Source organism: uncultured Brevundimonas sp., from assembly GCF_937863155.1.
In the GTDB taxonomy this organism is placed as follows: domain Bacteria; phylum Pseudomonadota; class Alphaproteobacteria; order Caulobacterales; family Caulobacteraceae; genus Brevundimonas.
Window position 1 is genome coordinate 50,083 of record NZ_CALMFB010000070.1, and the last position, 17,845, is coordinate 67,927.

The 17,845-nt window shown below is 69.8% G+C and carries 23 protein-coding genes; 14 read left to right on the top strand and 9 right to left on the bottom strand.

What is annotated here, in order from left to right; all coding sequences use genetic code 11:
* Positions 1–4 precede the first annotated feature (4 nt).
* Complete coding sequence (locus tag Q0581_RS12210; RefSeq protein WP_298700648.1) at positions 5–463, bottom strand: DUF3617 family protein; 459 nt, start codon at positions 461–463, stop codon at positions 5–7.
* Positions 464–679: 216 nt separating this feature from the next.
* On the opposite strand from Q0581_RS12210, the gene rpmB reads away from it, so the two are divergent.
* From rpmB to Q0581_RS12225, 3 genes are all read left to right on the top strand, one after another.
* The gene (rpmB, locus tag Q0581_RS12215; protein ID WP_298700649.1) at positions 680–976 is read left to right on the top strand and encodes a 50S ribosomal protein L28; all 297 of its coding nucleotides are present in this window, start codon (positions 680–682) and stop codon (positions 974–976) included.
* A 79-nt stretch (positions 977–1,055) separates the two neighbouring features.
* Positions 1,056–1,391: an MmcQ/YjbR family DNA-binding protein gene (locus Q0581_RS12220; protein WP_298700650.1), complete on the top strand. Its 336-nt coding sequence runs from the start codon at positions 1,056–1,058 to the stop codon at positions 1,389–1,391.
* A gap of 79 nt (positions 1,392–1,470) precedes the next feature.
* The gene (locus Q0581_RS12225; protein ID WP_298700652.1) at positions 1,471–3,207 is read left to right on the top strand and encodes a M1 family metallopeptidase; all 1,737 of its coding nucleotides are present in this window, start codon (positions 1,471–1,473) and stop codon (positions 3,205–3,207) included.
* Here Q0581_RS12225 and Q0581_RS12230 read toward each other — a convergent pair.
* The 3 genes from Q0581_RS12230 to Q0581_RS12240 form a co-directional block, all read right to left on the bottom strand.
* Complete coding sequence (locus Q0581_RS12230) at positions 3,204–3,779, bottom strand: HNH endonuclease (protein WP_298700654.1); 576 nt, start codon at positions 3,777–3,779, stop codon at positions 3,204–3,206. The two genes, Q0581_RS12225 and Q0581_RS12230, sit on opposite strands and share 4 nt — an antisense overlap.
* 102 nt (positions 3,780–3,881) lie before the next feature.
* Positions 3,882–4,529, bottom strand: a complete 648-nt coding sequence (locus Q0581_RS12235) for a TRIC cation channel family protein (RefSeq protein WP_298700656.1) — start codon at positions 4,527–4,529, stop codon at positions 3,882–3,884.
* Positions 4,526–5,176, bottom strand: a complete 651-nt coding sequence (locus tag Q0581_RS12240) for a DNA-3-methyladenine glycosylase 2 family protein (protein ID WP_298700657.1) — start codon at positions 5,174–5,176, stop codon at positions 4,526–4,528. The genes Q0581_RS12235 and Q0581_RS12240 overlap by 4 nt, the downstream gene beginning before the upstream one ends.
* A 64-nt stretch (positions 5,177–5,240) precedes the next feature.
* Between Q0581_RS12240 and Q0581_RS12245 the strand changes: the two genes are divergently transcribed.
* The 3 genes from Q0581_RS12245 (at position 5,241) to Q0581_RS12255 (ending at position 8,312) form a co-directional block, all read left to right on the top strand.
* On the top strand, positions 5,241–6,383 hold the full coding sequence (locus Q0581_RS12245) for a cupin domain-containing protein (RefSeq protein WP_298700659.1): 1,143 nt from the start codon (positions 5,241–5,243) through the stop codon (positions 6,381–6,383).
* Positions 6,384–6,401: 18 nt separating this feature from the next.
* The gene (gluQRS, locus tag Q0581_RS12250; protein ID WP_298700661.1) at positions 6,402–7,244 is read left to right on the top strand and encodes a tRNA glutamyl-Q(34) synthetase GluQRS; all 843 of its coding nucleotides are present in this window, start codon (positions 6,402–6,404) and stop codon (positions 7,242–7,244) included.
* 162 nt (positions 7,245–7,406) lie between these two features.
* A complete protein-coding gene (locus tag Q0581_RS12255) occupies positions 7,407–8,312 on the top strand; it encodes a DMT family transporter (RefSeq protein ID WP_298700663.1) in 906 nt (301 codons plus the stop codon).
* Between the two features lie 111 nt (positions 8,313–8,423).
* Here the strand turns inward: Q0581_RS12255 and Q0581_RS12260 are convergent, their stop codons facing one another.
* Positions 8,424–8,630, bottom strand: a complete 207-nt coding sequence (locus Q0581_RS12260; protein ID WP_292259930.1) for a cold-shock protein — start codon at positions 8,628–8,630, stop codon at positions 8,424–8,426.
* Positions 8,631–8,836: 206 nt separating this feature from the next.
* Complete coding sequence (locus Q0581_RS12265) at positions 8,837–9,598, bottom strand: extensin family protein (protein ID WP_298700666.1); 762 nt, start codon at positions 9,596–9,598, stop codon at positions 8,837–8,839.
* An 80-nt stretch (positions 9,599–9,678) separates the two neighbouring features.
* Between Q0581_RS12265 and ppk2 the strand changes: the two genes are divergently transcribed.
* From ppk2 to Q0581_RS12285, 4 genes are all read left to right on the top strand, one after another.
* Positions 9,679–10,425, top strand: coding sequence for a polyphosphate kinase 2 (gene ppk2 / locus Q0581_RS12270; RefSeq protein ID WP_298700668.1), 747 nt, complete (start codon positions 9,679–9,681; stop codon positions 10,423–10,425).
* Complete coding sequence (gene ubiA / locus Q0581_RS12275; RefSeq protein WP_298700670.1) at positions 10,422–11,420, top strand: 4-hydroxybenzoate octaprenyltransferase; 999 nt, start codon at positions 10,422–10,424, stop codon at positions 11,418–11,420. The genes ppk2 and ubiA overlap by 4 nt, the downstream gene beginning before the upstream one ends.
* A 26-nt stretch (positions 11,421–11,446) precedes the next feature.
* Complete coding sequence (locus Q0581_RS12280; protein WP_298700671.1) at positions 11,447–12,289, top strand: DUF3298 and DUF4163 domain-containing protein; 843 nt, start codon at positions 11,447–11,449, stop codon at positions 12,287–12,289.
* A 71-nt stretch (positions 12,290–12,360) separates the two neighbouring features.
* Positions 12,361–12,954 carry a type 1 glutamine amidotransferase domain-containing protein gene (locus tag Q0581_RS12285; protein WP_298700672.1) on the top strand — a complete coding sequence of 198 codons (594 nt, stop codon included), beginning with the start codon at positions 12,361–12,363 and terminating at the stop codon, positions 12,952–12,954.
* Here the strand turns inward: Q0581_RS12285 and Q0581_RS12290 are convergent.
* Both Q0581_RS12290 and Q0581_RS12295 read right to left on the bottom strand, forming a co-directional pair.
* A complete protein-coding gene (locus Q0581_RS12290) occupies positions 12,951–13,598 on the bottom strand; it encodes a methyltransferase (RefSeq protein ID WP_298700673.1) in 648 nt (215 codons plus the stop codon). The genes Q0581_RS12285 and Q0581_RS12290 overlap by 4 nt on opposite strands.
* Positions 13,595–14,578 (bottom strand): fatty acid desaturase, encoded by a 984-nt coding sequence (locus Q0581_RS12295; RefSeq protein WP_324523760.1) that lies wholly within the window; start codon positions 14,576–14,578, stop codon positions 13,595–13,597. Before Q0581_RS12295 ends, Q0581_RS12290 begins: the two co-directional genes overlap by 4 nt.
* A gap of 78 nt (positions 14,579–14,656) precedes the next feature.
* Between Q0581_RS12295 and Q0581_RS12300 the strand changes: the two genes are divergently transcribed.
* Genes Q0581_RS12300 through Q0581_RS12310 form a run of 3 tightly spaced genes read left to right on the top strand, consistent with a single transcriptional unit; the run spans position 14,657 to position 16,225 of the window.
* Entirely contained in the window at positions 14,657–15,058 is a 402-nt protein-coding gene (locus Q0581_RS12300) for a hypothetical protein (RefSeq protein ID WP_298700674.1), read from the top strand.
* Positions 15,058–15,255, top strand: a complete 198-nt coding sequence (locus tag Q0581_RS12305; RefSeq protein WP_298700676.1) for a helix-turn-helix transcriptional regulator — start codon at positions 15,058–15,060, stop codon at positions 15,253–15,255. The genes Q0581_RS12300 and Q0581_RS12305 overlap by 1 nt, the downstream gene beginning before the upstream one ends.
* 34 nt (positions 15,256–15,289) lie before the next feature.
* Complete coding sequence (locus tag Q0581_RS12310) at positions 15,290–16,225, top strand: alpha/beta hydrolase (RefSeq protein ID WP_298700678.1); 936 nt, start codon at positions 15,290–15,292, stop codon at positions 16,223–16,225.
* A 49-nt stretch (positions 16,226–16,274) separates the two neighbouring features.
* On the opposite strand, the gene Q0581_RS12315 is transcribed toward Q0581_RS12310, so the two are convergent.
* Positions 16,275–16,847 (bottom strand): OmpA family protein, encoded by a 573-nt coding sequence (locus tag Q0581_RS12315; protein WP_298700680.1) that lies wholly within the window; start codon positions 16,845–16,847, stop codon positions 16,275–16,277.
* A gap of 200 nt (positions 16,848–17,047) precedes the next feature.
* Between Q0581_RS12315 and Q0581_RS12320 the strand changes: the two genes are divergently transcribed.
* Positions 17,048–17,845 (top strand): hypothetical protein, encoded by a 798-nt coding sequence (locus tag Q0581_RS12320; protein ID WP_298700682.1) that lies wholly within the window; start codon positions 17,048–17,050, stop codon positions 17,843–17,845.

The following is a 17,845-nucleotide window of genomic DNA, read 5'->3' on the forward strand; positions in this document are numbered from 1 at the left end:
CGCGTCAGAAATACTCGGCGTTGGCCGGGCACTGGGCCGCGACGCGCCGGGCGCTGATGCTGGCCGGGATATAGGGCGTGCCGCGCGACAGCTGGGCGCCGCCGCGGAAGCTGAAGCTCTCGGTCTGATACGGGCCGTTCAGCCGCACATTGACGCGCCGGCCCTTGCGGTCGGTGCAGGTTCCCTCGAACCGGGCATTGCCGCCGCCCACCTCGCGCACCGGATAGACGCACTGCCAGCGGCGGGTCGACAGGCCGCCGAAGAAGCGGTTGATCTCGCTGGGGCGGACGCATTTGGTCTCAGTGTCGCGCACGCCCATGACGCTGGTGGTGTATTCCCAATAGCCGGGCTGGGGCGTCTGGGCGGACTGGCTGCCGGCCACGCCGGGCGCGGCCAGAACACCGGCGCCCGCGATCAGCGGGGCGGCCAGGGCGACGGCGCGGGTCAGGGTCTTGATGCTCATGTCTGGCTCTCTCGATCCACAGGCTCTTGGGCTATAGTCATGGAAGGTGGCGGTTGAACGACGGCTGAACAAGCGTCGCAGCCTGACGTCGGCTTACTGAACGCCTTGACCCGCCCCCCGGCCTTCGACTATACGGCCCCCTCTCGCGCGGGGCCCGTCTTCCGCGCGCTTCTGTTTCATGCGCCCCTCGTGTGGTGCAAGCCCAAGGATCTGACGATGTCGCGTCGTTGCGAACTCACCGGTGTCGGCCCGATGGTCGGCCATTCGGTCAGCCACTCGAACATCAAGACCAAGCGCCGCTTCCTGCCGTCGCTGAAGTCGGTCAAGGTGACGTCGGACGCCCTGGGCCAGACCTTCTCGCTGCGCATCTCGAACGCCGCGCTGCGCACCCTGGACTTCAAGGGCGGCCTGGACGCCTATATCGTCAAGGCCCGCGACGAGCAGCTTTCGACCACGGCCCAGCGCATCAAGCGCCAGATCAAGGCCAAGCTGGCTGAACAAGCCGCCGCCTGATCGCGACGACAATCCGATTGAACGAGGCCGGCGGAAACGCCGGCCTTTTTCTTTGTCCGACGCCGGGCCAGGATGGCGCATGACCCGCGATCAGATGTTCGCCTGCGCGCTGGAACAGCCGGGCGCAGAGGATTCGACCCTGCACGGCGGGCGCTGTGTGCGGGTGCGCGGCCACTGGATCGTCAACGATTCGCGCGAACCGGACGCCCTGGCCCTGGCGCTGGACCACGCCACCGTGGCCTTTCTGATGGAGACCGAGCCGGCGGCCTATTTCCAGACGCCGCATTTCCACGGCTGGCCCGCCGTTCTGGTGCGTTATGGCGTCGCCGACCCCGGCCGGCTGCGCGAACAGATCGAAAAGGCCTGGGCCCGCCGCGCCACCAAAGCCCAGCGCCGCGCGCGCGGCATGGACTGAGCGGGCGTCGATCCCGCTTTTACGCGGCGCGCGGCGTCGATAGGGTGGCGGGGTCTTTTCCCGCAGCATGAGCCGCCCGATGATCCGTCGCCTGCTGATCTCCACCGCCTGTCTGGCCCTGACGGCCGGGGCGGCCCCGGCCCTGGCCCAATCGGCTGCGCCGCAAACCACGGCCTTCAGCCTGGACACCGGCCGGGCGCGCACGGCCGAGCAGTTGGCCCTGCGGTTCGACAAGGCGGACCTGAGTTTCCGCATCCATCCCGACACCAAGACCATCGACAGCGTGGCCGTGCTGGACTTCACCGCCACCGCCCCGGTGCGCGCCGTGGTGGTCGAACTGGATACGGCCCTGCCCGTCTCGGCCGTGTCGGTCGACGGCCAGGCGCTGAACCCCCGCCAGTGGTCGAATCCGGAAGGCCGCCTGACCATCCGCCTGCCCCGCACCCTGGCGACCGGACGCTCGGTTCAGGTGCGCATCGCCTATGACGGGTCGCCGCGCCAGGCGCCGCGCGCGCCGTGGGACGGCGGCTTCGTCTGGGCCACGACGCCGGACGGCAAGCCGTGGATCGCCACCGCCGTCCAGGGCGAGGGCTGCGACCTGTTCTGGCCCTGCATCGACCACCCCCAGGGCGAACCGGGCCGGGTGGATCTGCACATCACCGTGCCGTCCGACCTGTCGGCGCCGTCCAACGGCCGCTTCGTGGGCAAGGAAGACCATGGCGACGGCTGGACCACGTGGAACTGGACCACGCGCGATCCCGACACCTACGCCATCACCCTGGCGGTCGGACCCTATGTCGAGCTGACGGACGAATACGCCAGCCGGTTCGGGGACCGGTTCCCGATGCATTTCTGGCCCCTGGCCTCGTCGGACCCGGAGCGCACCCGCGCCCTGTTCGCCCAGTTCGCGCCCATGCTGGACTTCTACGAGGCCACGGTCGGCCCCTATCCGTTCCGCGACGAGAAGATGGGGGTGGTCGAGACGCCGCACCTGGGCATGGAGCACCAGACGATCAACGCCTATGGCAACGGCTACGCCCTGGACGGCAAGGGCTATGACTGGCTGCTGCAGCACGAGCTGGCGCACGAGTGGTTTGGCAACCAGCTGACCAACGCCGACTGGGACGACATGTGGCTGCACGAAGGGTTCGGCAGCTATATGCAGCCGCTCTACGCCCGCTGGCTGAATGGCGACCGGGCCATGGAGACCGAGCTTCAGGCCATGCGCCTGCGGCTGATCAACCGCTTCCCGGTGGTGTCGGGCCGGTCCCAGACCGCCGGCCAGGTCTATGAAGAAGCCACCGGGCCGGGGCTGGACCTGTATTACAAGGGCGCCCTGATCGCTCACAGCCTGCGGCTGCTGATCGGGGACGAGGCGTTCTGGAGCGCGGTGCGCACCAGCGTCTATGGCCGCCCCGACCCCCGGCCGGGCAATTTCACGCCCCGATACGGCACGACGCCCGAGTTCATCGCCAATGCCGAGGCCGCGTCGGGCCGCGACCTGGGCTGGTTCTTCGACGCCTATCTGTACACCGCCGGCCTGCCGGACCTGCAGATGACGCGCGACGGGGACCGGGTGACGCTGGAGTGGGTCACGCCCTCGGGCAAACCCTTCCCCATGCCGGTCGAGGTCGAGGTGGATGGACAGGTGCAAACCCTGGCCATGGAGGGCGGGCGCGGCGAGCTGACGGCGCCGGCCGGGGCGCACATCCTGCTGGACCCGCGCAACCGCGTGCTGCGCCGCCTGGCCCATATCGAGGAATTCCAGGAGCGCCAGCGCCAGGACGCCGCCGCCCGCCGGGCCGCCAGCCGTTAAGGCTCCAGCTCGATGTCCCAGTAGAGATAATCCAGCCAGCTCTGGTGCAGGTGGTTGGGCGGAAAGCGGCGGCCGGCCTGCTGAAGCTGCCAGGCGCTGGGTTGGTGCGGTTCGCGGCGGATGGGCATGCCGGCCTGAAGCGGGGTGCGGCCGCCCTTGCGCAGATTGCACGGTCCGCAGGCGGCGACGATATTGTCCCAGGTGGTGCGCCCGCCCCGGCTGCGCGGGATGACATGGTCGAAGGTCAGTTCCTTGACCTCGCCGCAATACTGGCAGGCGAAACCGTCGCGCAGGAAGACGTTGAAGCGGGTGAAGGCCGGCTGGCGGTCCTGTTCCACATAGCGGCGCAGGGCGATGACGCTGGGCAGCCGCATCTCTAGCGACGGCGAGCGCACCACCCGATCATAGCAGGACACCACGTCCACCCGATCCTGGAACACCGCCTTGACCGCTTCTTCCCAGGGCCAGACCGACAGCGGGTAATAGGACAGGGGCCGGAAATCGGCGTTCAGCACCAGGGCGGGAAAGCCCCCGTGCGGGCGGGCCAAAGGACCAGCATGGGCCTGCATCATTCAGGCCCTCCGTCGTTTGGAACGGATGATCAAGGCGACAGGACTGAAGACACGCTCCCCCTTGTCTGATGGGGAAAGCCTACGCCTGATTCGACGACGGGGCTATGACGCCCGGCCGGGAAACGCCGGCAGGCTCCAGCCCCAGACCAGGGCGCCGGCGCGCAGGGCGAAACCGGCGGCCGAGGCGGCGATGGCCGCGGGCCAGGGGTCCAGACCCAGCGCGCGCATGCCCACGAACAGGGTCGCGGCCAGCAGCGCCGCCGAGACGGTGATCTCGCGCCGCAACAGGATGGACGGCTGGCCCGCCAGCAGGTCGCGCACCACCCCGCCGAAACAGGCCGTCAGCGCCCCCATGACGATGCAGATCAGGGGCGCGACGCCCGCCGCCTCGGCCTTGGCGGCGCCCAGCACCCCATAGGCGCACAGCCCCAGCGCATCCAGCCACAGCAGCAGCCGGAACCGCCACGGCCGATAGCCCAGCAGCCAGATGGCGACGGCGGCGATCAGACAGGCGGCGATATAGCGCCAGTCCTGCACCCAGAAGACCGGAACCCCGATCAGCAGGTCACGCAGCGTGCCGCCCCCGACCCCGGTGATGGCGGCGAAGAAGGCGAAGGTGACCAGGTCGTGCCGCTCGCGTGCGGCGGCCAGGGCGCCCGTGGCGGCGAACACCGCCACCCCGGCGAAGTCCAGGGCGCCCAGCACCGTCTGCGGATTGGCGATGGCCGGATCGACCAGGGGCGTCGTCATGCCGGGTTGTCTAGCACGATCTCGCCCCGCTTCACCCCGCCATACCAGCCCCAAAGCAGATGCGCCGCCACCCCGCGGTGCGGGCGCCACGGTTCGGCGCGGACATAGGCCTGTTTCTCATTGGGGCGCAGTTCGGCCCGGTCGGCCCAGCGCATCGCTTCCTGCAAGGCCACGTCGCCGCCGGGAAAGACGTCGGTGCGGCCTTCGCAGAACATCAGATAGGTCTCGGCCGTCCATTTGCCGACGCCCTTGATGGCCGTCAGGGCGGCGATGGCGGCCGCGTCGTCCAGGGTCTGCATATGCGCCAGATCGATGCGCCCCTCGACCTGGGCCAGGGCGATCTCGCGGCCGTATTTGGCCTTCTGTCCCGACAGGCCGAAGCTGCGCAGCGTCTCGCCATCGCGCGCCAGCAGCGCCTGGGGCGTCATTTCGCCCAGGCCGTCGCAGACCCGTTTCCAGATCGAGGCGGCGGCGGCGACCGACACCTGCTGTTCCACGATCATGCGGAACAAACCCTCGAACCCGCCTGGCCGCAGCCGCCACTCGAACACCGGCGTCTGTTCGTGCGCCCGCGCCAGGGCCGGATCGGCGGCGGCCAGAGCATCGCGCGCGGCGGCCAGGGTCGAAGCATCAGGGGCGACAGGCATGAACGGCCCGATTAGTTGCAGGTTTGAATCAATCCGCACGCAAAAATGGTCTAGCGTCACGCGCATGAGCACCCTGGACCAAATCCTGGCGCCGATCACCCCGGACCAGTTCTTCGCCGACTATCACGACCGGAAACCGCTGCATGTGCCCGCCGCCGCCGACGGATCACCCGCGCGGCGCGTGCTGGACTGGGCGCGGCTGAACGCCCTTCTGGATCAGACCTCGGTCTGGGACAGCCGCAATCTGCGCCTGTACAAGGATGTGACGGCCATCCCCGAGGCGGACTACTGCAACCGCACGCCCCGCCCGGACGGACGGATCGAGTGGCGTCCGGCGCCCGCCAAGGTGCAGATCTGCCTGGCCGACGGCGCCAGCCTAGTGGCCAACGACATCCAGGCGCTGAACCCCGCCATGGCGGGCGTGGCCGATGCGCTGTCCCGCCGGTTCGGGGCGCTGGTGGGGGCCAACGCCTATTGCTCGTTCAGCGGAGTGCGGGCCTTCGGAACCCATTTCGACAACCATGATGTCTGGGCCCTGCATCTGGAGGGCGAAAAGGTCTGGCGCCTGTATCAGAACCGGGCCGACAACCCCCACGTCTTCCCGCCGGACTCGCCCGAGACGCGCCGCTGGGTCGAGGCGACGCGCGGGCCGGTGATGGCCGAGATCCGCATGAAGCCCGGCGATCTGCTGTATCTGCCGCGCGGCTGGTATCACGACGCCCTGGCCGATGGCGGCGCCTCGCTGCACCTGACCTATTCGGTGGCGCCGCTGGACGGGCGGGCCATCGTGACGCAACTGGCCCAGACGGCGGTGCAGGATTCGGCCTTCCGCGCCTTCCTGCCGCCCGCGCATCAGGACGGGGGCCGCGCCCTGGCCGAGCATCTGGCCGATCTGGCCCGGCGCATCACCGACCATATGGCCAGCCCCGCCTTCGTCGAAGAGGTGGCCCTGGCCCAGTCCCGACTGTCGCCGCGCCTGTCGCCCTATGACCTGCCGCGCGCGGCCGAGCTGACCTTCTATCGCGTGACGGGGCTTCAGCCGGTGATCCCGGCCGGCCTGATGGCGGCCCCGTTGCGCTGGGTTTTCGCCCAGCCCGCCTTCGCCATCGAAGACCTGATCGCTGAGTTCGAGGGGCACGATCCCGAGGCCCTGCGCAAGGCGGTCGAGGCGGCGGTCAAGGCGGGCGCCCTGGCCCGGGTGGTCTGAACGTCTATCCTGGCCCGCGTGTTCGCCACTCGATTCGCCCCCTCGCCGACCGGCCGCCTGCATCTGGGCCACGCCTTTTCGGCCCTGACCGCCTGGACGGCCGCCCGAGAGGCCGACGGACGGTTCGTGCTGCGGATCGAGGACACCGACTTCACCCGCTGTCGGCCAGAGTATGAGGCGGGGGTGTTTCAGGATCTGGCCTGGCTGGGGATCGACTGGGAGACGCCGGTGCGGCGCCAGTCGGATCATCGCGCCGACTATGATGCGGCGCTGGAGCGTCTGCGCGACCAGGGGGTGCTGTACCGATGCTTTCGCACCCGCAAGGAGCTGATGGCCCTGGCCGGCGGCGCCCCGCACGCCGAGGATCCGGGCGACGCCCAGGCCTTCGCCGGCGGCCCCGTCGATGCGAATGAAGAGGCCGAACGCCTGGCGCGGGGCGAGGCCTTCGCCTGGCGGCTGTCGCTGAAGGCGGCCGAGGCGCGGCTGGGCGGCTTTCACCGCCTGACCTGGATCGAGGACGGCGTCGAACCCGGCGAACGCCATGCGGCGCCCCAGGCCCTGGGCGACATGGTGGTGGGGCGAAAGGACATCGGCGCGGGCTATGTCATCGCCTCGGTCGTCGATGATGCGGCGCAGGGCATGACCCATATCGTGCGCGGGGTGGACCTGGCGCCGATCACCAGCGTCCAGCGGGTTTTGCAGGCGCTGCTGGACCTGCCCACGCCGGTCTATCGCCATCACCGGCTGATCCTGGGGCCGGACGGGCGGCGCCTGGCCAAGCGCGACCGGGCCGCGACTCTGGCTGACATGCGCGAGCGGGGCGTGAGCGCGGATCAGGTGCGGGCGCAGCTGGGAGTCTAAATCCCTCTCCCGCATGCGGGAGAGGTGGCCCGACGACGGCGCGCAGCGCCGCGAGGGTCGGAGAGGGGAGTCTGCTTCCTTCGGCTTCCCCCATCGTCCCTGTTCGCCTTCGGCGAAGACGGGACACTTCCCCCGCAGGCGGGGGAAGGATAGGAGCGGCCCATGTCGCCGCGCGCCCTGGCCCTGTTCGTTCTCGTGCTCGCGGCCTGCGTGCTGGGGCTGGCGCCGATCTTGGTGCGGCTGACCGAGACGGGGCCGGCGGCGGCGGGATTCTGGCGCTTCGCCCTGGCGCTGCCGCTGCTGTTCGTGCTGACCGCGCGGCCGGGCGCAGAGGGGCTGGGGCGGCCGTCGAAATGGATGCTGCTGGCGGGCCTGTTCTTCGCCCTGGACCTCAGCTTCTGGCACTACGGCATCGTCATGACCTCGGTGGCCAACGCCACCGTGCTGTGCAACCTGACGCCGGTGGTGGTGACCCTGTTCGCCTGGATGGTGCTGAAGCAGCGGCCCGACGGCCTGTTCCTGGTGGCCCTGGCCCTGGCGTTGCTGGGGGCCTTCGCCATGGCGGCGGGGGCCAGCGGCCAGCAGGGTTCGAACCCCCTGCTGGGCGATCTGTTCAGCCTGTCGGTGGCGGTCTGGTATTCCGGCTATTTCCTGGCGGTGCAACGCGCGCGCACCACGGCCGGGGCGATGCGCGTCACCTTCTGGGCCACCCTGGTGGGGGTTCCGCTGATGGGGGGCGTGGCGCTGCTGCTGGGCGAAGACATGATGCCGGCCACGGCCGCCGGATGGGCCGCCTGTGTCGGTCTGGGGGTCATGCATGTGTTCGGCCAGGGCGGCGTGGCTTGGGCGCTGGGGCGTCTGCCGGCGTCGATCACCGCCGTGACCATTCTGGTCCAGCCGATCGTGGCGGCCCTGTTGGGCTGGTGGGTTTTCGGAGAGACCCTGACGCTGATCCAGGCGGCGGGCGGCGCCCTGGTGCTGGCGGCCATCGTCCTGGCCCAACGTTCCCGCGCCGTGGTCCCTGCCGCCCCGCCCTCAAACAGCGAGGCTCCGCGAGCCGAGCGATAGGGCCAACCCCGCCCTCAAGCAGCGAGCCGCCGCGCGGCGAGCGATAGGGCAAAAAAAGCAAAAGGCCCGAGATTGCTCTCGGGCCTTCAACTCGTTGAAATCCGAAAGGCCTTAGCCGATCAGCTTCAGATCGACAGCCGCCGTCTTGCCGCGCTGGGTTTCCAGCTCGTACTCGACCTTGGCGTTCTCATCCAGGCCAGCCAGGCCCGCCTTCTGAACGGCGGTGATGTGAACGAACACATCCGAGCCGCCGCCTTCGGGCTGGATGAAGCCGAAGCCCTTGGTGGGGTTGAACCACTTAACCGTGCCGGTCGCCATGTCTTGCGTCTCCGTAAACGCGCTTTCCAGGCAGGCGTCCCGCAGGATCGCCCGTCAGCCCATCTGGACAGCTCGTTCGGTAGAAAGAGCGAAAACGCGACTATGGACGCCGCGCCGTATCCGGACTGCGGCGGTGTTTTCTCCTGACTGTCGAGGTCGGTCAACGGAAAAGCGATTCGCGCCACGGGCGAACAGGGTTACCGGTATCAGGCGCACAGGCCCCGTGGCGCGCCGTCCAGATGCAGGTGGTCGGCGTGGGCGGCGTTGTAGTCGGGGCTGAGCACAGTCGAGAACACCCGACAGGCCCCGTTGCGGATGCGCTTCAGAAAGCCCGCGCCCTGCGCCCCTTCGGGTCCCTGGCCGTTCCAGTCCTTGGTCAGGCTGACGGTGCGCCCGTCCTCCAGCCGGATGGCGGCGACGTCCAGGGCGTTGGCGCGGGCGTGCTCGCTGGGCCGGTCGTTCTCCTGGGTCGAACCATAGATGCGCCGGCACGAATAGCTGCCGTAATTCTCGACCCGCGAAACCCCGACGCCGAACGCCGCCTGGGCCGCCGGTTGCAGCACCTGTCGGTCCCAGATGACATAGCGGACGGCCAGCGGACACTGCATCACCAGGCCGCCGGGGCTGAGCGGCGTCACCGCCCCGCCGGTGATGCGCACCGCGCCGCGCACGACGCAGAAGCCGCCGTCATCGCGATCGGGCGCGCGTTCGACCTGCACCCCCGCCTCGCGCAGCACCTGGATGCAGGCGTCGGTGGTGGCCGCCACCTCTTCCGCGGCGGCGCTGCGGGCCAGTTCAAAATCGCCGACTTTCGACGCCGTCGCCGCCCCGACCGGCCGGTTCAGATCCAGCGGCTTCCACGGCAGGTCCTGGTGCGGGGCGAACAGGTTCAGAAGGGCGAAGGCCGCGCACAGGCCCAGCCCCAGCTCCCACAACAGATTCCAGAAATCGGCGAAGTCGCGATCCATGGCGAAAAAGCCTTAACGGCCCGACGCGGTTCGGCAAAGGCCCGCTGGACCCGCAACCGGCGGCGCGGCAACATGGGGCCATGAGCAAGTCAGACGATTACGAAGCGGCGCTGGAGCGGCTGCAGATCCAGTTGGTCGAGACGCAGGGGTGGGCCATCGAGAAGGGCCTGCGGGTGCTGGTCCTGTTCGAGGGGCGCGACACCGCCGGCAAGGACGGGGCGATCAAGCGCATCGTCGAATATATGGCCCCGCGCCAGACGCGCGTGGTGGCCCTGCCCAAGCCGACCGAGCGCGAGACCAGCCAGTGGTATTTCCAGCGGTATGTCCCGCACCTGCCGGCGGCGGGCGAGATCGTGTTCCTGAACCGGTCCTGGTACAATCGCGGCGGGGTCGAGCCGGTGATGGGCTTCTGCACCCCGGCCCAGCATGAGCAGTTCCTGCATGACGCGCCCCGGTTCGAGCGGATGCTGACCAACGACGGGATCATCCTGATCAAGCTGTGGCTGGACATCACCAAGGACGAGCAGGCCGAACGGATGGCCGCGCGGGTCGCAGACCCCCTGAAACATTTCAAGGTCTCGGCCCTGGACGCCGAGGCCCAGAAACGCTGGGCCGCCTATTCGGACGCCCGCGATAGAATGCTGGCCCAGACCCACACGCCGCACGGGCCGTGGACCGTCATCGCCACCGACAAGAAGAAAAAGGCCCGGCTGAACATCATCCGCCACATCCTGCGGCGGCTGGACCGGCCGGGGCTGGAGTGCGAACGGCCCGACCCGGAGATCGTCTTTCCCGCCGACGCATCCGAGGGCCGGCTGGCGAAATGAGCGACGCCTCCCTGCCTGATGCGCCCCTGCCCGACGCGCCCCTGCCGGATGCGGGCCGCAACTGGGTCGATCGCCATGCGCCCGAGGGACTGAAGCCCTGGCTGAAGCTGGGCCGGTTCGACCGGCCGATCGGCGTCTGGCTGCTGCTGCTGCCGGGATGGCAGGGGGTCGCCCTGGCCCTGGCGCATTATCGCAAGACGCCCGGCGCCTATGAGATCTGGCTGTTCATCGGCTTCGCCCTGGGGGCCTGTCTGATGCGGGCGGCGGGTTGTGCGTTCAACGACATCGTGGATCGCGACATCGACCGCCAGGTGGCGCGCACGGCCGCCCGGCCGGTGGCCTCGGGCCGGATCAGCGTGAAGGCCGCATGGGCCTTCATCGTCGGGTGCAGCCTGGCGGCGCTGCTGATCCTGCTGACTCTGAATCTGACCGCCATCCTCTTGGGCGTCGCGTCGCTGGGGCTGGTGGCGGCCTATCCCTTCATGAAGCGGATCACCTGGTGGCCCCAGGCCTGGCTGGGCCTGACCTTCAACTGGGGCGCTCTGATGGGCTATGCGGCGGCGGGCGGTTTCGTGACCACGGCGGGGCTGTATCCAATCCTGGGCGCCTATACCCCCCTGATCTGGGCCGGGCTGTGGCTGTGGCTGGGCGGGGTGTTCTGGACCCTGGGCTACGACACGATCTATGCGCTTCAGGACATAGAGGACGACGCCATGGTCGGGGTGAAGTCCTCGGCCCGGCGCCTGGGCGGCCGGGTGCGGCTCGGGGTCGGGGTGTTCTATGGCCTGGCCGTGATCTTCGCGGCCGTGGCCGGCTGGTCGGCGAACCTGGGGGCGGGCTATTTCGGCGTGCTGATCGCCTACGCCGCCCATCTGGCCTGGCAGATCCGGTCCCTGAGGGCCGACGATCCGGCCCTGGCCCTGCGGTTGTTCAAGTCCAATCGCGAGGCCGGACTGGTTCTGCTGGTCGCCATCACCCTTGGCGCGTTAGTGTAACGAACGCCCTCTCGGAGCCTCCCTTCATGTCCGCCCTGCGCCTTGTTCTTGTCGCCTCGGTCGCCGCCCTGACGCTGGCCGCCTGCAATCGTGATCGGGAAAAGGCCGCCGATCCGGCCGCTCCGTCCGCCGCGGCCCCGGCAACCACGGCCGACGCCGGCGCGCCCCTGGCCTATGAGAGCAAGAACGCCTTCGCCTCGGTTAAGCTGACCCTGCCCCCGGCGCTGAAGACCCAGCCGGACCTGCATGCGGCCCTTTACGCCGGGGCGGTGCGCGACCTGCGCCAGTTCGTCGAGGGCGCCCAGGCCGACCGCACCGAGGCCGGCGGCGACGCGGGCATGCCCCCCTATGAGAAGATCATCGAGATCCAGCCCGGCGCCGAGACCGGCAAGCTGTTCAGCCTGAAACGCCAGGACTACGACTTCACCGGGGGGGCGCACGGCAACACCCTGTTCGCCGGGGTGCTGTGGGACAAGGCGATGAAGCGCCAGATCACGGTCGCCGACCTGTTCCGCAAGGGCGTGGACATGCGGGCGCTGGACCAGGCCCTGTGCGCCGCCGCCAACGCCGCCAAGCGCCAGCGCGTGCCCGACGCCGAGCCGGTGTCGCTGGATCCGGCGCGCGGGACAATGTGGTCGTGCCCCAAGGCGCTGGAGACGCCCTTCGTCCTGACCCCCGGCACGGTGGCGGGCAAGGCGGGCGGTCTGACCTTCCTGATCGGCGCCTATCAGCTGGGCCCCTATGTCGAGGGGCCGTATGAGGTGGTGGTGCCGCAGAGCGCCCTGCGCGCCCTGTTGGCCCCGGCCTATGCGGACGAGTTCGCCGGCGCCCCGGTCAAGACCGGCGACGCCCCGGCCCCGCGCGGCTGACGGTTCGGGGCAACCCGGACCGACTTCACGGGTTTCCTTGCGGACCTTCCCACCCGCAAAGGAGAACCCCCATGGGCCAGTCCCTGTCCGGAAAGACCATCGCCGTCCTGGCGACGGACGGCGTCGAGCTGATCGAACTGACCGACCCGGTCAAGGCGCTGAAAGACGCCGGGGCCACGGTTCAGATCGTCTCGCTGAAGACCCAGCCGATCCAGGGCTTCAACCATCTGACGCCGGGCGACACCGTGCCGGTCGACAAGGCCGTGGCGGATGTGGACGCCGGCTCCTATCACGGCCTGCTGCTGCCCGGCGGGGTGGCCAATCCCGATGCGCTCAGGGGCGATGACGATGCGCTTAAATTCGTCCGCGCCTTCTTCGATCAGGGCAAGCCGGTGGCCGCCATCTGTCATGCGCCCTGGGTTCTGATCGACGCCGGAGTGGCGGAAGGCCGCACCCTGACGGCGTTCAAGACCATCCGCACCGACCTCCGGAACGCCGGGGCCACTGTGGTCGACGAAGAGGTGGTGGTGGACGAAGGCCTGGTCACCAGCCGCTGCCCCGACGACATCCCGGCCTTCAACGCCAAGATGATCGAGGAATTCGCCGAAGGCCGCCATCGCGGCCAGGCGCAGGCCGCCGCCGACGCCCCGCGACCGACCGCCTAAAGCGCCCAGACCGCCGAACGCTTGATCTCCTGGTCCTCCAGCTCCCGCGTCGTCGGCACGCGGTACTCGGCCAGGAAGGTCAGGCCTTCGCGCGGGAAATAGGTGCGCCCCGGATCGCCGATCAGCACCCGCGTTCCGGCCGCCTTGGCCTGATGCAGCCAGTCCAACACCCGGTCGGCCATCGGCCGTTCGTAACAGACGTCGCCGGCGCAGATCACGTCCACCGCCGGGGGTGGCGCGTCCAGCAGGTTCCGGTCAGTGAAGTCGGCCACAACGCTGTTGGCCGCCGCGTTCAGCCCGACGGCCGCCCCGCAGAAGGGGTCGATGTCGGCGCACAGCACCCGCTCCGCCCCCGCCTTCATGGCCGCGATGCCGACCAGGCCGGACCCGGCGGCGAAATCCAGCACCGAGCGACCCGCGACCGCGTGCGGATGATCCAGCAGCCAGCGCGCCAGCGCCTGCCCCCCCGCCCAGGCGAAGGCCCAGAACGGCGGCGGCAGGCCCATCTGGCCCAGTTCCTCCTCCGTCAGCCGCCAGATCGGCGTGACCTCGTCCGCCAGCCACAGCGAAATCTCCGGCGCATGCGGCACGGGCTGAAGCCGGGTGTTGGCGACGATGAAGGCCGCCGGATCGAGGATGGTCATGCGCGAGATGTCGCCCTCTTCAGAACCTGGGCGTAACCGTCCGCCACCTCCATCCGCGCGCCCTCGGGCCGGGCGTGCAGGGCGTAGTGCAGGTCGGGCAGGCGCCAGCAGGGGACGTGCATGAACAGGTGATGCTCGGCGTGGAAATTGACCCAGTAGGGGGCGATCAAGGCCCGCGCCAGCCAGTTGGCCCGCGTGGTGCGGGCGGCGCGGAAGGCGTCATGGCTGGAGCCTTCGACACAGGCGTGCTCGGCGATGTTGCGCAGGCGCGTCACCATCGGGAACCAGGTCGCCATCGGCAGCAGCCACAGCACCAACCACGCCCACCAGGCCCCCGCCACGATGCAGACGGCCAGAAGCCCGGCATTGACCAGCAGGAAGGGCGCCACCGATTTGCCCGTGACGACGGCGCCCTCGGCCAGGTCTTCGTCGCGCGCGTCGCGGAAGGCCTTCAGCGCGAACAGCACCCTCTGCTTGAAGAAGGTCTGGCCCGTCAGGTCGCGCACCAGCTTGCGCCGCAGCGAGGCCCGCGTCACCGGAAACGGCGTCGACAGCGGCAGGTCCGGGTCTTCCGGCTGCTGGGCATATTTGTGATGCGACAGGTGATAGGGGCGATAGGCGCGCAGGCTGGCCCCCACCGGCACGGCGCACAGCCAGTGGCCGAGAAAGTCGTTCAGCCGCGGATTGGGCGACAGGCCCCCATGCGCCGCCTCGTGCATCAGTATGGCCAGGCCCAGCTGGCGCGTGCCGATGATCATGATCGACAGGGGGATCAGCCAGGGCCAGACCACCCCCACCACCACCGCCGCGACGATGGCCGCCCAGCAATGCAGCACCAGCAGCGGCCCGATCCAGGCCGACCGCTGCTGGAACGGCGCCCAGTCCTCAGGGCTGAACAGGCTGGCGGCGGCGATGCGGGGCGCGGCGGGCATGGCCTCAGAATAGGCGGCCCGCCTCATCCAGGCAAAGTCCGCAGCCATGTCAGGCTGCAATTACATTTTGTCAGGTTGACACGACATAAAGTCGGTGTCAGGTTGTCCTTACACAAGGAGAGCGACATGGACATGGCCAACACCCGCGGAACCCGCGCCCACAAGCAATATCTGTTCCGAACCTTCGCCTTCATGGCCGGCTATACGGCCGTGAACGTGGCGGCCATCTTCGGCGCCTTCGACGACATCGGTCGCGCGGGCGGCCTGGCTCTGGGCCTGGTCGTCGCCGCCCCCGTAGCGGGTCAGTTGTGGGCCACCCTGGCCCTGATGAACGACAGTGACGAGTTCGTGCGCGCGGTCACGGCCAAACGGTTCATCGTCGCCTCGGGCCTGGCCATGGCCCTGGCCACCGCCTGGGGCTTCATGGAGACCTATGGCGATGCGCCGCACATTCCAGCCTGGCTGATCTATCCACTGTTCTGGGCCATGTTCGGCCTGGTCACCCCCTTCATTCGGACCAGCCGCTGATGAAAAACCGCCTGAAGGTGCTGCGGGCCGAACACGGCTGGACCCAGCAGGAGCTGGGCGACCGTCTGGGCGTATCCCGCCAGGCCGTCATCGCCCTGGAGACCGAGAAACACGACCCGTCGCTGGACTTGGCCTATCGCATCGCCGCCCTGTTCGCCTGCCCGGTCGAAGACATCTTCCAGAACCCCCACGCCTGACCGTACGTCAGGATAACCTTACGCGAGAAAACCCATGCTTCACATCGTCTCTTCCACGAGCCGCCTGACCCTGCGCGCCCTGTTCCTGGCCTCGGCCGTCGCCCTGGGGGTCGGGTCCGCAGCGTCGGCCGTGCACGCCGAACCGGCCACCGCCCAGGCGCCCGCCTCCTTCGTCTCGGACCGGCTGTCGGTTCAGGTGGTGGGACAGGGGCCGGACGTCATCCTGATCCCCGGCATGGCCTCGTCGCGCGAGGTGTGGCAGGCCGAGGCCGAGCGGCTGAAAGCCACGCACCGGGTGCATCTGGTGCAGCTGGCCGGGTTCGCGGGCGAGCCGTGGGTCCACGGCGACGGCGCCTTCCTGCAGCCGATGATCGACGAGCTGGCCCGCTATGTGGCCCAGCATACGGACGGCCGCCCCGCCGTGATCGGCCATTCCATGGGCGCCCTGACCGGCCTGATGCTGGCCCAGCAGCACCCCGATCGCGTCGATCGGCTGATGAGCGTCGACAGCCTGCCCTTCTTCGGCGCCCTGATGGGACCGACCGCCACGGTCGAGACGGTGCGCCCCGCCGCCGAACGGATGAGCGCCATCGTGCTGGGATCGTCGGAACAGGACTTCCTGGCCGGCCAGCGGATGACGGCCAACGGCATGGCCCGCGACGAGACCGACCGCGAACGCATCGTGCAATGGTCGCTGGCCACCGACCGCCATGCTCTGGCGGCGGCCATGAGCGACGTCATGACCACCGACATGCGGCCCCTGCTGGCAGGGATTTCGACGCCGGTGACGGCGCTTTACGCCTCGGACGCCAACGGCGGCGCCCCGGCGGCCATGGCCGACGCCATGTGGTCGTCGCAATATGCGGACCTGCCGGGCGTTCGCCTGATCCGCATCGACGGCAGCCGCCACTTCATCATGATGGACCAGCCCGCCGCGTTCGCCGAGGCGGTGGACGACTTCCTGAAATGATCGAACCCGGCGGCCGCGCGCCCCGCAGCGCGGCCGCCGGTCCGCATCGTCAGCTCAGGACGATGATGGCCACGCGCCGGTTCTGGGCCCGGCCGTCGGCGGTGTCGTTCGGGGCCACCGGCGCTGCCTCGCCATAGGAGATGGTGGCCATGCGGTTCAGGGCGATGCCCTGCTGGCTCAGGCTGCGGCGCACGGCCTCGGCGCGCTGTTCGCCCAGCTGGCGGTTGTAGCGTTCGTCGCCGCGCGCGTCGGTGTGGCCTTGAATCTCCAGATAGACGTTGCGGTTCTCGGCCTTCAGCCGCTGGGCCAGTTCGGCCAGGCGCTGTTCCGCCTCGGGCGATAGCTGGTCGGCGTTGGTCGGGAATTTCACCGAGTCATCCGACAGCACCATCTCGAACAGGAATTTGCCTTCGGCCAGCTTGTGCGCGGCGTTGGCGCGGGTCAGCGCCTCGCCCGCCGTGCCGGCGACCTGGGTCACATTGGCGTCGGTCTGATCGACGCGAGCGTCCACCACGGCGACATTGTCGCGCACGAAGCGATGGCTGGCGCAGCCGCTGGCCGCCAGGCCCAGGATCAGGACGGAACCGGTCAGCAGGACCGAACGGGGAAGGGATCGGGTCAAGGTCGTGTCTCTTTTCGGGGCCGGGGCGCCACTCCCGTGCGTCGCGCCCGCGCACCTCACGGCCCGCTCGCGGCCATGTCATGACCCGCAGAAGGCGCGATGACGGCAGCTTGACCGTGTCGCGGCCACGATGCTGACGCGGACCGATGGGCAGGATCGCCGGGTCCGGCCCGCCGATGCGGGCGCCGTCGCCAGGCCGCATGTCTCCGATCGCCCGGGTTTCCAAGACGCAAAGCCGGCAGGCCGGCCGCCGCTGGGGGGCTGCGGCGCTCAGCATCCTGGCCCATGCCGCCATCCTGGGGCCGGTGATGAGCCTGAGGGCCGATTTCGCACCGCCGCCCGCCCTGCCCGATCCGGTGCTGGTCACTCTGGAGCCGCCGCGCCCGACGCCGCCGCCCGCCCCGCCCGCGGCGGCGACCGATCCGGGCCCCGCGCCCGGTCCGGTGACCGCACAGACGGCGACGCCGCAACCGACCCGCCCGCCGCCGTTGCGATTGCGCCCACTGCGCACGCCGCCGATGTCAGCGCCCCTGCCCGCCGCCGAACCCACGCCCGAACCGCCGGGCATCAGCCTGCTGGGCGCCGATCAGACGGCAGGCGCGGCCGTGGCCGGTCCGCCGGGCGGGGGTGGTGGAACGGGCGGGGGCGGTCAGGGGTCCGGCGCGGGCGGCGGCCGCTGCGACATGGTGCGACGGCTTCAGGACGCCCTGGCCGACGATGTCGAGGTGCGGGCCGCCGTGCGGATGGCCCATGACGCCCTGTCGGCCCAGGGCCGCGCCCTGCTGGTCTGGGACGGCGACTGGCTTCAGAGCCGGGGCGAGGCGGGCAAGGGCCTGGCGGGCCTGCGTCAGGCGGTGGCGGTCGAGGTCGCCTTCGCGCCCGCCGCCTGCAAGGACCAGCCGATGCGGGGCCTAGCCGTCATCGCCCTGCCCGACGGGCCGCGCATCGCCGTGGGCCGGGCCGCCTGGCGCTGGCGCGACCTGACGGGGGCGGGGTAG

Bases quoted from the DNA above. Each gene is read 5' to 3' on its own strand.
- Q0581_RS12320 (WP_298700682.1), top strand. From the start codon at position 17,048: ATGTCTCCGATCGCCCGGGTTTCCAAGACGCAAAGCCGGCAGGCCGGC.
- Q0581_RS12230 (WP_298700654.1), bottom strand. From the start codon at position 3,779: ATGATGCAGGCCCATGCTGGTCCTTTGGCCCGCCCGCACGGGGGCTTT.
- Q0581_RS12220 (WP_298700650.1), top strand. From the start codon at position 1,056: ATGACCCGCGATCAGATGTTCGCCTGCGCGCTGGAACAGCCGGGCGCA.
- Q0581_RS12260 (WP_292259930.1), bottom strand. From the start codon at position 8,630: ATGGCGACCGGCACGGTTAAGTGGTTCAACCCCACCAAGGGCTTCGGC.
- Q0581_RS12290 (WP_298700673.1), bottom strand. From the start codon at position 13,598: ATGACCATCCTCGATCCGGCGGCCTTCATCGTCGCCAACACCCGGCTT.
- Q0581_RS12235 (WP_298700656.1), bottom strand. From the start codon at position 4,529: ATGACGACGCCCCTGGTCGATCCGGCCATCGCCAATCCGCAGACGGTG.
- Q0581_RS12225 (WP_298700652.1), top strand. From the start codon at position 1,471: ATGATCCGTCGCCTGCTGATCTCCACCGCCTGTCTGGCCCTGACGGCC.
- Q0581_RS12310 (WP_298700678.1), top strand. From the start codon at position 15,290: ATGCTTCACATCGTCTCTTCCACGAGCCGCCTGACCCTGCGCGCCCTG.
- Q0581_RS12280 (WP_298700671.1), top strand. From the start codon at position 11,447: ATGTCCGCCCTGCGCCTTGTTCTTGTCGCCTCGGTCGCCGCCCTGACG.
- Q0581_RS12305 (WP_298700676.1), top strand. From the start codon at position 15,058: ATGAAAAACCGCCTGAAGGTGCTGCGGGCCGAACACGGCTGGACCCAG.
- Q0581_RS12210 (WP_298700648.1), bottom strand. From the start codon at position 463: ATGAGCATCAAGACCCTGACCCGCGCCGTCGCCCTGGCCGCCCCGCTG.
- Q0581_RS12245 (WP_298700659.1), top strand. From the start codon at position 5,241: ATGAGCACCCTGGACCAAATCCTGGCGCCGATCACCCCGGACCAGTTC.
- ppk2 (WP_298700668.1), top strand. From the start codon at position 9,679: ATGAGCAAGTCAGACGATTACGAAGCGGCGCTGGAGCGGCTGCAGATC.
- ubiA (WP_298700670.1), top strand. From the start codon at position 10,422: ATGAGCGACGCCTCCCTGCCTGATGCGCCCCTGCCCGACGCGCCCCTG.
- Q0581_RS12300 (WP_298700674.1), top strand. From the start codon at position 14,657: ATGGACATGGCCAACACCCGCGGAACCCGCGCCCACAAGCAATATCTG.
- rpmB (WP_298700649.1), top strand. From the start codon at position 680: ATGTCGCGTCGTTGCGAACTCACCGGTGTCGGCCCGATGGTCGGCCAT.
- Q0581_RS12295 (WP_324523760.1), bottom strand. From the start codon at position 14,578: ATGGCTGCGGACTTTGCCTGGATGAGGCGGGCCGCCTATTCTGAGGCC.
- Q0581_RS12285 (WP_298700672.1), top strand. From the start codon at position 12,361: ATGGGCCAGTCCCTGTCCGGAAAGACCATCGCCGTCCTGGCGACGGAC.
- Q0581_RS12255 (WP_298700663.1), top strand. From the start codon at position 7,407: ATGTCGCCGCGCGCCCTGGCCCTGTTCGTTCTCGTGCTCGCGGCCTGC.
- Q0581_RS12240 (WP_298700657.1), bottom strand. From the start codon at position 5,176: ATGCCTGTCGCCCCTGATGCTTCGACCCTGGCCGCCGCGCGCGATGCT.
- Q0581_RS12265 (WP_298700666.1), bottom strand. From the start codon at position 9,598: ATGGATCGCGACTTCGCCGATTTCTGGAATCTGTTGTGGGAGCTGGGG.